The sequence below is a fragment of the Pseudomonas sp. RIT-PI-o genome, from assembly GCF_001297215.1.
Lineage (GTDB): Bacteria > Pseudomonadota > Gammaproteobacteria > Pseudomonadales > Pseudomonadaceae > Aquipseudomonas > Aquipseudomonas moraviensis_A.
The window spans coordinates 131,227-142,815 of record NZ_LHPA01000011.1; the positions used below are offsets into that span (position 1 = coordinate 131,227).

The following is an 11,589-nucleotide window of genomic DNA, read 5'->3' on the forward strand; positions in this document are numbered from 1 at the left end:
TTAATCGTTGAGATTCAACCAGACTTCCTCGGTAATCTTTCGCCCGGCGCTCCTTTTAACTGCAGCCTTCAGACGTGTCATGTTCATATTGAATTCTGATGGATCAGACTCTTTCTGGCTGAGCAAAGCTACCAGCATTGCAATCGAGTCCGCGTTTTGCAAAGCGCTACCATCGCCAGCAGCCGGGCCAATATAAGGTATGTGCCCTGCAGCGAAATTCAATAACCGGCTAACGTCACAGTGCTGAGTCTTGTTTCGTATTGCCGCCGGAGCATAAGCGTAATCTACCGTTCCGGCCTGTGCTCGACACATCTCATGTAACAGATCATCGGCAACTGCTCCATAATTGAATCTGCTGAATTCAAAACCCATATTGAGATTCTGATTGTTAACGGTCATGAACTGCACTTCATTCCGAGCATGCAACTCTGCTTTTTTCCACTCGTTGTATTGATTGACATCTACACTGACGACCTGATCATCAGTCTTCAGCGGATCAAGAAAGAAATTACTGGCGGAAACCCCTGCAAAGTCGAGTCTTACAGTCTTTAGTAGTGCCTCGATCTTCGAGCGACCATTGTCCGTAGTCCCCAAAAACAGACCGATCGCCAGGTCGGTATCCAGATTGATCCGGGAGTTCGTCAATACAGTAATTGCGGAATCCAACTTCTGCTTAGAAATGCGCAGGCCGTGTTCGATGATATGTTTCGTAAGACTTTCTGGTCGTACACTTGGGAGAGTAAACGAACACTTGAATTCGAAGTTCGGCAGCTTTTTTCCCCAAGGCTTACCGCTCCGGGTGAGCGCATACCAATGATTACTTTTCTTGAATGCACTGACACTCAGCGCAGTAAGAGCCCCGCTGCGAGGTCGCCACTTCCCCTGCCCGAGCGCTGGAAGGCTGGCAGCCTGAATCAAATCAGTGGAATGTCTGCCCCCCGTGAAGTTTTTCAGTTGCGAGGAAGCAGCATCTAGAAGCCTCAACCCCTTGGGCGCCAAGCTCAATCCATTTCTGATTAATATTTTTGAAATTTTGTAACCCGTCGAGGGTAACCCATCAATCGGATTGAAGGTCGAGACCGCCAATTGCAAACCATACTTCAGGAATTTAGCAAGTTTGGCAGTCTGCGATATCGACTTTGTAGCGATATTAAGCACCTTGACCGGAGCACCTACAAGCGTAAACAAAACACCAATAGCGTCCATGGAACAACCGTAGATACCATCGACAACTTTATTTCTTTCTCCGGACGCCAGGTCCTCGATGCATTTTTTGAACGGCACAATCAGATCGATTACAAACGTTACCGCCTCATCGTATTGCCGCGCTTTTTTCTCTTTCTCCGTAAGATCAGTAAATGTCTCCAGCAGCTCATCTACGCTGCCAATAGGACGATTGGCGACTATGAACTTCGCAATATTCTGCGCCTGTGCACTGATGAAGTACTGATAATAACTTTTTTTGCTGCCAGACTCGATGATTGGTGCTGCGATCGTGCCGAGCTTCTCGATTATCATCGAACCTGCTGAATTCGGGTTCGCTTGAGTACCGTTCATATAGCTGCTTATGTCGATCGGGACGTTATGCGTTTCTGGGACTGGAGGATGTTTGTCGTTAAGCCTGCCCTTATAATCCAGCCTGGATGGCATACTCATTTTGCCGGTATTCTTTATCAAAGCCCCCAGCGCATCATTTCTACGACACTCACCCAACAAGCTGAACATTTCGTAGCATAGAAGTTCATTATTGCCATGGGATGCGATCATTATCAGCGCAAATCGACCTCGGGCACGATCTTTATCAGCCTGGATCTCTACAACTTTCGTTTCCTGCCGGTCGGCACTTGTCTGTCTGTGATCTACCGGCTCATGAATAAATGTCCCGGCGGTTCGACGGACTGTAAAGAATGTAATTCTGCTCCTTTCAAATACATCCCGGTCTTGACGTGGCATACCCGCCAGCGCCATTTTTATGTTTGTTTCCATGGCGGCATGAATATTTTTGTGATACTCGCGCGTCTCTGCCAAAAAGGCGACTCGGGTGGGAGTACAGTATTGCAGCAGTGGATACTGAGTAAGTATGTGGGGTTGTTTATTCCAGTCCCACTGGCCGGAAGCAAGTTCGTCCTCTATTTGCAACTCGAGTATAGAGTGCCTCAAATCGGAAAACGTATTCGGGCGAAGTATCGGCTCTTCCAGAAAATCGCAATTCGGCAGCGCCGGCTCCAGAGCGGCCAAAGCAATCCGCCTGCGATTTGGCACGGGGGCAGTGAAGGCTTTGGTGCCTTTGACAATAGTCTCCACGTGGTTTTGATAGGCATTCATTGCCCGTTGCGTTGCTTCTCCAATAGTTGTCTGTATGTCCTCGGGCGTGATCACCTCATTGATCAACCCCCAGTCCGTAGCGGCATCGATCAAAGCCAGACCCTGCAGAGCGCTAATTGATTTACTGATCGATTCCAGATCAGCAAATTTCATAACCTGGTCATATGTCATAAGGCGCGATGCGCCTTTGGCAGTCATTTCGATAGAGCTAACCGTTTGCGAAAAAACCACCCAACTTATAGAGCCCGCAGTAAGCCATGCCGGAATGTTTTTAACCAGCAACGCCGGGGCGATGGAAGACAATAGTAAGTGAGATGCCAGTGGAACAAGCAGGCGAGAAATTTTCTTGCTGTCAACAAGGTGACTCTCAATGTTTTCCCGGACAACACTCAAAGATTGATCAGCCGCTGTTTCGGGGTCATAGATATCGAAACCAGCAATACAGTTTCTCCTATGCTGGGTACCGATCAACGGATCAAGCTGAAGAATAATCGCAGTGTACAGGACGGATGAACGTCTTTGACTGTCCAGCGCCTCATCACTATTTGCCCCCCACCACGCCAACCTTTCGATATAGCGCTTGGCCTGAGCCTGTGAATACTGATGGCCTATCAACTGGGCAACAACATCACCTGCACTTTCCCAAGAAATGCGATCCGCCAACTTCGGCTTGATCTGCTCATACAAGATGTCCAGCAAAGAGCCTGAAAAAAACTCCGTCGTCAAATCACGAATTTCTTTACATTCTTCAGCGGTCAATGTGATCACGCCGCCATTGATGCACTCCCAGTAATCGGGAAGCTGATCCGCTGCTGACCACCTCAAGGTCAAAAATTCCACCAACTTCGTCAGTTGATCAATGTCTGTAGGGACATGCAAACCATGAAAGCGCAACCACTGTGCGTAACTCGCCTTTCCATTCGACCAGATTTGACCTCCGGTCAGATTGAGGCCGTCTTTGAGCACTTCAAAATCGTCATGAGCTTCGGCCGCGGACTTGATTCTAGCCGCCACCTGCTCAAGCCCATCAGCCATTAACAACCCATCGCCCTTGAGTATTGCAATCGCGCCCGGTTCGTAACGATTTACACACTTCACGAGCAGATCGCTAAAAGGTTTTTGCACATAATGCATGGATGAACCTGGCTGTAAATCCAGACTTAACATCTCAAAATCCGGTAAAGACGAACCGGCCTGATAACTACCGGAAATTCGACTTACAATCTCTGCCCGCTCAAACTGATCAGCCTCCGAGCAGAAATTATTATCTTCTGCGGTCAACACAGCGCTTTGTTCAAAAACACTTCTTACTCTCATATTGCGTCCTTTATTCAACAATTAAACAACGAACGCAACCTTAAACAAACGCATTAAACCTTCAAGCGAAGGTTTATTAACCGATATTTCTCAACACTTAAAACAACAACTGCAACTACACGATTTTTTACTCCAACAAACTCCAGCCGCCAGAATGGCGCCCCTGCGCATCAATTGATTCGCCGGAAAGTTTTAATCGCAGCCTGATGTTATTTATGGAGTCTGCATTCTTGAATGCTTCTTCCATAGTGATCGCCCCCTCCAGAACCAGGTTGTAAAGAGCACCATCAAAGGTCTGCATACCCAAATCGATGGATTTTTCCATTATGCCTTTCAACTCACCCAACTCATTTCTCCGAATGTGATCTTCAATAGTCGGATTCCCCAGCATGACTTCCACCGCTGCTCTTCTCTGCCCGTCAACCGTGCGTACAAGTCTTTGCGATACACAAGCCTTCAGGTTGTTGCCCAGGGTTTGCAAAAGCTGCTCGCGCCGCTCCTCGGGAAACATATTGATGATTCGATCGAGTGCCTGATTGGCGTTGGTCGCGTGCAACGTCGACAGCACCAGATGCCCGGTATCGGCGAATGACAATGCATGTTCCATGGTTTCGCGATCACGGATTTCGCCGATCAATACGACGTCCGGGGCCTGGCGCAGGGTGTTCTTCAGCGCGGCATGAAAGCTGCGCGTGTCGACGCCGACTTCACGCTGGTTGATGATCGAACGCTTGTGCCGATGGATATATTCGATCGGGTCCTCGATGGTCACGATGTGCCCGGCACTGTGGCGGTTGCGGTGGTCGATCAGGGCGGCCAGCGAGGTCGACTTGCCTGAACTGGTGGGGCCGACGAAGAGAATCAGGCCTCGTTTGAGCATCACCGTCTCGAGCAACACTGGCGGCAGCTTCAAGTCTTCGAATCGCGGAATGTCGAGTTTGACGTTGCGGATGACGATCGAGACGTCGTTGCGCTGCTTGAAAATGTTCACCCGGAACCGCCCGACGCCCGTTCGGGAGATTGCCAGGTTCATTTCCAGATCCCGGTCGAACTCCCGGCGCTGCTCAGCGTCCATCAGGGAGGTGGCGATTGCCGCGGTTTCGCCGGGTTTGAATGGCTGATCGTTCAATGCCGTCAACACACCGTCAACGCGCGCGCTGGGCGGTGCGCCGGTGGAGAGGAACAGATCCGAACCGTTTTTTTGCGACAATGTTGATAACAGTGCATCGATTTCCATGGCTGAAAGCACCCGCGAAGCATTGGATGAGCAGATTTGGCCTACGCTTGGCGCGGCTCCTGCAACAATGATAGACCTCGTCTCACCGAACCACGCTCAGGATTGAAACATGAATGCTGTACCCACCACCGATGACGCTCAGGCCCTGATTGCCCGCACCGACTGGAGCCGCAGCCCGCTGGGCGCTGCCGGCACCTGGCCGCAGAGCCTGCGCACGGCAGTGGATATCGTGATTCATTCACCGATGCCGATGCTGCTGTTATGGGGCCCTGAGCTGACGCAGATCTACAACAATGGTTTCGCCCTGCTCGCCGGCAGCAAGCATCCGCAAGCGTTCGGACAGCCGACGCATGAGGTCTGGCCGGAAGTGCGGGATTTTTCCGAGCCGATTTATCAAGCGGTGTTGCAGGGACAGGTTCGCAGCTTCAGTGAGCAGCGTTTCACGGTGCAGCGCGACGGCAAAAAAACCGACTTCTGGCTGGATCTGACCTACAGCCCGATTCGTGATGAAAGCGCACAAGTGGCGGGAATTCTGATCACGGCCATCGAAACCAACGAACGCCGACGCATCGCCCTGGAATTGCAGCGCCGCTCCGAGGAAAGCCTCAAGGCCCAGCGTCAGTCCGAAGAACGCCTGCAACTGGCCCTGGCCGCGGCTGATGCCGTCGGCACGTGGGACTGGGACATTGGCGAAGACCGTTTCATTGCCGACGCGCACTTTGCCGAACTGCACGGTGTTGATCCGGCCGCCGCCGCACAGCTGCCGATCAGCGACTACCTGCACGGCGTGCACCCGGAAGACCGCGCCATGGTCGCGCGTGGCATCAAGCACTGCATCACCCACGGCACCGAGTACGCCGAGGAGTACCGCCTGTTGCAAGCGGACGGCACGCTGCGCTGGGTCTTCGCGCGCGGGCGCTGCTACAAGGATCATCACGGTCGACCCATGCGCTTCCTCGGCGCGGCGCTGGACCTGACCGAACGCAAACACACCGAACAGGCGCTGCGTCAGAGCCAGACCGAGCTGCAACTGATCATCAACGCCATGCCGATTCTGATCAGCTATGTCGACGCCGAAGAGCGTTTTCGCCTGAACAACGCGGCGTACCTCGATTGGTACGGCCTGACGCCGCAGGAATTGTACGGGCGCACGATCCGCGAAGTGGTTGGCGAAGAAGCCTACTTCCTGCGCGCACCGTACATTGCCGAAGCGCTGGCCGGACGCTCCTGTTCTTTCAGTTTCTACACCCCACACCGCGATGGCAGCATCCGTCATGCCTTGATGAACTATCTGCCACGTCATGGCGCGGACGGTGCGGTGAACGGCTTCTACATCTTTGTGATCGACGAAACCGAGCGCAAGAAAACCGAAGAAGCCTTGCGCAATCTCAATGAAACGCTTGAAGAGCGGGTCAGCGCACGCACCGAACAACTGGCCCAGGCCAATCAGCGTCTGCAGAACGAGATGTTCGAACGCGAGCGCGCGGAAGATGCCTTGCGTCACGCGCAAAAAATGGAGGCTGTCGGCCAGCTCACCGGCGGCATCGCCCACGACTTCAATAACATGCTCACCGGCATCATCGGCAGTCTCGACCTGATGCAGCGCTACATCGCCAATGGTCGCGCCGACGAGATCGGCCGTTTCACCGAAGCGGCGGTCTCATCGGCCAATCGCGCGGCGGCGCTGACCCATCGTTTGCTGGCGTTCTCGCGGCGCCAGTCGCTGGATCGCAAGCAACTGAACGTCAACGAGCTGGTGCATTCGCTGGAAGACCTGATCCGCCGCACCAAAGGCGATCCGATCGATCTGCAACTGCGCCTGCCCGACGATGTGTGGCCGGTCAGCACCGACGTCAGTCAGTTGGAAAATGCTCTGCTCAATCTGGTGATCAACGCCCGCGATGCGATGCCGGAAGGCGGCACGTTACTTATCCAGACCGCGAACGTGTATCTCGACAGCAGCGACATCACCATTCTCGAGCCGGTGAAGGCCGGGGAATACGTGATGCTCGCGGTCAGTGACAATGGCACCGGCATGACCCCGTCGATTCGGGCCAAGGCGTTCGATCCGTTTTTCACCACCAAACCGATCGGCCAGGGCACCGGCCTGGGGTTGTCGATGATTTACGGATTCGCCCAGCAGTCCGGCGGACATGTAAGCCTCGACAGTGTGCCGGGCCAAGGCACTTGCGTGCGCCTGTACTTGCCGCGTTTGCTGGAGCCGACAACGGAAACCACCTCAATCGAAACCGCCGAGCCGATCGCCGCTTCATCCTCCGGCGAGACCGCTATCGTGGTCGAGGATGACCCGGCAGTGCGCATGCTGGTGCTCGATCTGCTCAAGGAACTGGGCTACAAAACCGTCGAAGCGGAGAACGCCCAGACCGCCCTGCCCTTGCTCGAATCCGCGCAACGCGTCGATCTGCTGGTCACCGATGTCGGGCTGCCCGGCATGAACGGCCGCCAGTTGGCCGAGATCGCTCGCCAGCATCGTCCGAGTCTGAAAGTGTTGTTCATGACCGGCTATGCGCAGATTGTTGCCGAGCGTCACGGCTTTCTCGAAGAAGGCATGGACATGGTCGCCAAACCCTTCGTCCTTGAAGTGCTGGCAAGCAAGATCCGCAAGTTGAGCAACCCGAGGCCGTGAGTTGGGGCATAATCGCGCGCCCCGCTGTCACCCCGTTATCAGGTATTGAACGATGAAAGCCCAACCCCGCCACATTCTGGTGAAAACCGCCGAAGAGGCCGAACAACTCAAACAGCGCATCGCCAAGGGCGAAGCGTTCGATGTCCTGTCGAAGAAATTCTCGACCTGCCCGTCCGGCAAACGCGGCGGCGACCTGGGTGAAGTGCGCCCGGGACAGATGGTCGGCGCGATTGACGCGGTGATCTTCAAGAAACCGCTGCGCACCGTGCATGGGCCGATCAAGAGCAAGTTTGGCTATCACCTGGTGCAGGTGTTTTATCGGGATTGATCGCTGCTCGCCGTAGGAGCTGACGAGTGCAACGAGGCTGCGATCTTTTGATCTTGCTTTTGCGGATCCAGATCAAAAGATCGCAGCCTTCGGCAGCTCTTACAGGAATTGCATTTCAAGTTCGGGGGATCAGCGCTCCGGGCACCTGTATCACCCGGCTGGCCAATTCATGCCCCGCCTGCGCGGCCTCTGCCGGACTGCCGCCGAGCAAGCGCCTGGCCAGATACGCGGCGCTGAACGAATCCCCCGCCGCCGTGGTGTCGACTACCTTGTCGACCTTGTGCGCCGGCACTTCAAACGTCTCCCCCGCGCAACGAATCAGACACGCCTCGGCGCCACGCTTGAGTACCACCTCCGGTGTGCCGAACTGCGCGTAGGCGGCGAACACCTCTTGCGCGTCGGCAAACCCGAACAACGCCTGTTCATCGTCCACGGTCAGCAACGCCAGATCGACATAAGGCAGGACGCTGCGATACGCCGCCCGCGCCTCCTCCACCGAAGCCCACAGGCGTGGGCGATAGTTGTTGTCGAACACGATGCGCGCATCGCGCTGCCGCGCTTCGCTCAACGTCCTGATCAGTCGGGCGCGGCCTTGCATGCCGAGTACGGCGAGGGTGATGCCGCTGAAATACAGCACGTCGTAGTCCGGCAGCGCAGCGAGGATCGGCTCGGCCGCGGGCGTGGTAAAGCAATCGCGTACCGCCGCTTCGTTGCGCCAGTACAGAAATCGCCGCTCGCCGTTGGCATCGGTCTGGATGCAGTACAAACCGGGCAAACGGCCCGGCAAGCGTTGCACCCTGTCCAGGCCGATGCCCTCGCTGCGCCAGATCTGGCACATGGCGTCGCTGAAACTGTCATCGCCCAGCGCAGTGACGTAATCGACCTGCGCCTCGTCGCCCATGGCCCGGGACAGGTACACCGCGGTATTGAGGGTATCGCCACCAAAACTTTGCTGCAGACTGCCATCGGCACGTTGTTGCAGTTCGATCATGCATTCGCCGATCAGGGCGATGCGCGGGGTGTTGCGGGGGATTTTCATCGGGTGGGATCTCTGGGGGTTCGGTGGTGGCTGTTCTGGTGCTATCGCGAGCAGGCTCACTCCTACAATTGAAATGCGTTCCAAATGTAGGAGTGAGCCTGCTCGCGATCAGCCGCCGCAACGCAATCTCAAGCCTTAGAAGCAAGTTTCCATGGTCTCGATGACCGCCAACTGATCATCCACCAGCAACCCAACACGCCATTTGTCGAACGTCAGGCACGGATGCGAAGTACCAAAGGAAATGATGTCGCCGACCCGCAGTTCTACACCCGGTGCCACGGTCATGAATGCATGCTGATCCATCACCGCCGTGACCTTGCACGCACCGACATCATCCCCCACCGCCGGCACCACGCCGGCCTTGTAGCGCAACAGCGGCACCGGCAGACCGGCATCGAATGCGACGTCACGTTTGCCCAGGGCGATCACCGCAAAACCCGGTTCCGGCAACGATTGCACATGGGCCCAGACTTCCAGCGCCGGGCGCAGGCCTTCGTGGAGATCGCTGCGACGCTCGAGCACGCAGCACTGCGCTTCTTTGTAGATGCCATGGTCGTGCGCCACGTAACTGCCCGGGCGCAACACGCTGAGGAAACGCCCAGCGGCGTTCTGCGTTTCGAAGGATTCGGCAATCAGGTCATACCAGGCCGAACCCGATGCGGTGATGATCGGTTTGGCGATTGCGAAAGCGCCGCTGTCCTGCAACTGCACGGCCAGGCGTACCAGCGACGCGGCAAATTCGCGAATGCCGCTGACCGCGTGATCGCCGTGGATCACGCCCTCATAACCTTCGATACCGGTCAGGGCCAGCGCCGGTTGCGCATCGATGGCCTTGGCCAGCTCGATGACTTCCTGCTCGCTGCGGCAACCGCAGCGCCCGCCGACCACGCCGTATTCGATCATCACGTTGAGCCTGACCCCACGGGCCGCGAAGTAAGCCCCGAGGTCGGCGACGTTGTCCGGGTGATCGACCATGCAATGGAAATCGAACGTCGGATCAGCGAGCAGATCGGCAATCAACGCCATGTTCGGCGTGCCGACCAGTTGATTGGCCATCAACACCCGGCGCACGCCATGGGCGTAAGCGGCGCGGGTCTGGGTGGCGCTGGCGAGAGTGATGCCCCAGGCACCCGCGTCGAACTGCCGCTTGAACAGCGCCGGGGTCATGCTGGTTTTGCCGTGGGGCGCGAGTTCGGCGCCGCTGTCGCTGACAAATTTCTGCATCCAGCGGATGTTGTGCTCCAGCGCCTCGCGGTGCAGCACCAGCGCGGGCAGGCTGACGTCGCGGGTCAGTTGCGCGCCAATCGCGGCGTCACCTTTGTCTACGGCAGAGTTGATGGCAGTGGTCATGGTCCGATCCTCACAGTCGCGGCCGCAGGCAGCCGCGGTTATTCGTTGATCCGCCGGGCGAGGCTGTTGGCGCTTTCAATCAGCACCCGGCGATAGTCGTTGTAGTTGTTTTTCGCATCGGCGCGCGGAGCGACGATGCACAGGGTACAAATCGCCACGCCCTGCGGGTCTTTGACCGGCGCGGCGAAGCAATGGGTGAAGGTGTCGGCGACGCTGTCGAAGGAGAAAAAGCCATCGATGCCGGCCTGACGAATCTCCGCCAGAAAGCGTTCCAGCGGCAGGCGCTCGCCGTCGGGCAGGATGTAGTCGTCCTCGTCGATCAGGTCGATGATCTGCTGATCGCTCAAGTGCGCGAGCAGCAGGCGCCCGGAGGCGGTCCACGGGATCGGCGCGTTTTCACCGATGTCGGAGGAGATGCGGAAATGCCGCTCACCCTCCTTCATCAACGCGACCGTATATTTGCGCCCGTTCAGCAGGCACATCTGCGCGGTTTCGCGGGTCTGGCTGACGATCTCCTGCAAGGCCTGATCGGCCTCGCGGCTGAGATCGAAATGACGCAGATGGGCCTGACCGAGGAAGTACAACTGGCGGCCCAGATAGACGTGGCCGTCCTTGCCCACTGGCTCCAGAATGCGCCGCTCCAGCAAGGAGGCGACCAGTTCGTAGACCGTGGATTTCGGACTGCCAATGCCGTTGGCGATATCATTGGGGCGCAAGGGCTGGCCGATTTCCTTGAGAAAATCGAGGATATCGAACGCCCGGTCCAGACCGCGTGCCCGGCGCTTGATGGTGTCTTCGGTCATGTCATTACTCACTCGATATTCCCTGTAGGAGCTGCCGCAGGCTGCGATCTTTTGATCTTGCCTTTCTGGCGCATCCAAAAATGCCAAAAGATCGCAGCCTTCGGCAGCTCCTACAAGAGCCGCGGTGTATCAGGCCTTTTTCTTGTAGGCAATGCAGTCAATCTCAACCTTGCAATCCACCATCATGCTCGCCTGCACACACGCCCGGGCCGGGGCGTGTTCGGGCTTGAAATACTCGGCGAAAACCTTGTTGAAGCTGCTGAAATCCCGTGGATCGTCCAGCCACACACCGGCACGAACCACGTCCTCAAGGCCATAACCGGCCTCTTCGAGAATCGCGACCAGGTTCTTCATGGTCTGGTGGGTCTGCTCGACGATGCCGCCGACAATGATCTCGCCATCCACCGCCGGTACCTGACCGGACACGTGCAGCCAGCCATCCGCTTCCACAGCGCGGGCAAATGGACGAGGCTGGCCGCCGGCGGCGGTGCTGCCGGTGCCGTAACGCGTAATGCTCATGGGTGTTTCTCCTGATTGCAAAAG

Annotated in this window: 8 protein-coding genes; 2 read left to right on the forward strand and 6 right to left on the reverse strand. The window is 56.5% G+C overall.

The annotated features are described in order from the left end of the window. Positions 1-3,642: a hypothetical protein gene (locus AEQ63_RS03295; RefSeq protein WP_064361764.1), complete on the reverse strand. Its 3,642-nt coding sequence runs from the start codon at positions 3,640-3,642 to the stop codon at positions 1-3. A gap of 127 nt (positions 3,643-3,769) precedes the next feature. Further along, positions 3,770-4,879 carry a PilT/PilU family type 4a pilus ATPase gene (locus AEQ63_RS03300; RefSeq protein WP_064361765.1) on the reverse strand — a complete coding sequence of 370 codons (1,110 nt, stop codon included), beginning with the start codon at positions 4,877-4,879 and terminating at the stop codon, positions 3,770-3,772. 109 nt (positions 4,880-4,988) lie between these two features. On the opposite strand from AEQ63_RS03300, the gene AEQ63_RS03305 reads away from it, so the two are divergent. Both AEQ63_RS03305 and AEQ63_RS03310 read left to right on the forward strand, forming a co-directional pair. After that, positions 4,989-7,526 carry a PAS domain-containing hybrid sensor histidine kinase/response regulator gene (locus AEQ63_RS03305; RefSeq protein ID WP_064361766.1) on the forward strand — a complete coding sequence of 846 codons (2,538 nt, stop codon included), beginning with the start codon at positions 4,989-4,991 and terminating at the stop codon, positions 7,524-7,526. A 52-nt stretch (positions 7,527-7,578) separates the two neighbouring features. Then, positions 7,579-7,854, forward strand: a complete 276-nt coding sequence (locus AEQ63_RS03310; RefSeq protein ID WP_064361767.1) for a peptidylprolyl isomerase — start codon at positions 7,579-7,581, stop codon at positions 7,852-7,854. A gap of 115 nt (positions 7,855-7,969) precedes the next feature. Here the strand turns inward: AEQ63_RS03310 and AEQ63_RS03315 are convergent, their stop codons facing one another. The 4 genes from AEQ63_RS03315 to AEQ63_RS03330 form a co-directional block, all read right to left on the reverse strand. Then, the gene (locus AEQ63_RS03315; RefSeq protein WP_064361768.1) at positions 7,970-8,893 is read right to left on the reverse strand and encodes a sugar kinase; all 924 of its coding nucleotides are present in this window, start codon (positions 8,891-8,893) and stop codon (positions 7,970-7,972) included. Positions 8,894-9,028: 135 nt separating this feature from the next. Continuing rightward, positions 9,029-10,243, reverse strand: coding sequence for an amino acid deaminase (locus AEQ63_RS03320; RefSeq protein WP_064361769.1), 1,215 nt, complete (start codon positions 10,241-10,243; stop codon positions 9,029-9,031). 38 nt (positions 10,244-10,281) lie between these two features. After that, on the reverse strand, positions 10,282-11,046 hold the full coding sequence (locus AEQ63_RS03325) for an IclR family transcriptional regulator (RefSeq protein ID WP_042610359.1): 765 nt from the start codon (positions 11,044-11,046) through the stop codon (positions 10,282-10,284). Positions 11,047-11,175: 129 nt separating this feature from the next. Beyond that, a complete protein-coding gene (locus AEQ63_RS03330; protein WP_042610358.1) occupies positions 11,176-11,565 on the reverse strand; it encodes a RidA family protein in 390 nt (129 codons plus the stop codon). Positions 11,566-11,589 lie beyond the last annotated feature (24 nt).

Coding starts and splice junctions, on each gene's coding strand:
- AEQ63_RS03295 (WP_064361764.1), bottom strand. CDS start 3,642: ATGAGAGTAAGAAGTGTTTTTGAACAAAGCGCTGTGTTGACCGCAGAA.
- AEQ63_RS03300 (WP_064361765.1), bottom strand. CDS start 4,879: ATGGAAATCGATGCACTGTTATCAACATTGTCGCAAAAAAACGGTTCG.
- AEQ63_RS03305 (WP_064361766.1), top strand. CDS start 4,989: ATGAATGCTGTACCCACCACCGATGACGCTCAGGCCCTGATTGCCCGC.
- AEQ63_RS03310 (WP_064361767.1), top strand. CDS start 7,579: ATGAAAGCCCAACCCCGCCACATTCTGGTGAAAACCGCCGAAGAGGCC.
- AEQ63_RS03315 (WP_064361768.1), bottom strand. CDS start 8,893: ATGAAAATCCCCCGCAACACCCCGCGCATCGCCCTGATCGGCGAATGC.
- AEQ63_RS03320 (WP_064361769.1), bottom strand. CDS start 10,243: ATGACCACTGCCATCAACTCTGCCGTAGACAAAGGTGACGCCGCGATT.
- AEQ63_RS03325 (WP_042610359.1), bottom strand. CDS start 11,046: ATGACCGAAGACACCATCAAGCGCCGGGCACGCGGTCTGGACCGGGCG.
- AEQ63_RS03330 (WP_042610358.1), bottom strand. CDS start 11,565: ATGAGCATTACGCGTTACGGCACCGGCAGCACCGCCGCCGGCGGCCAG.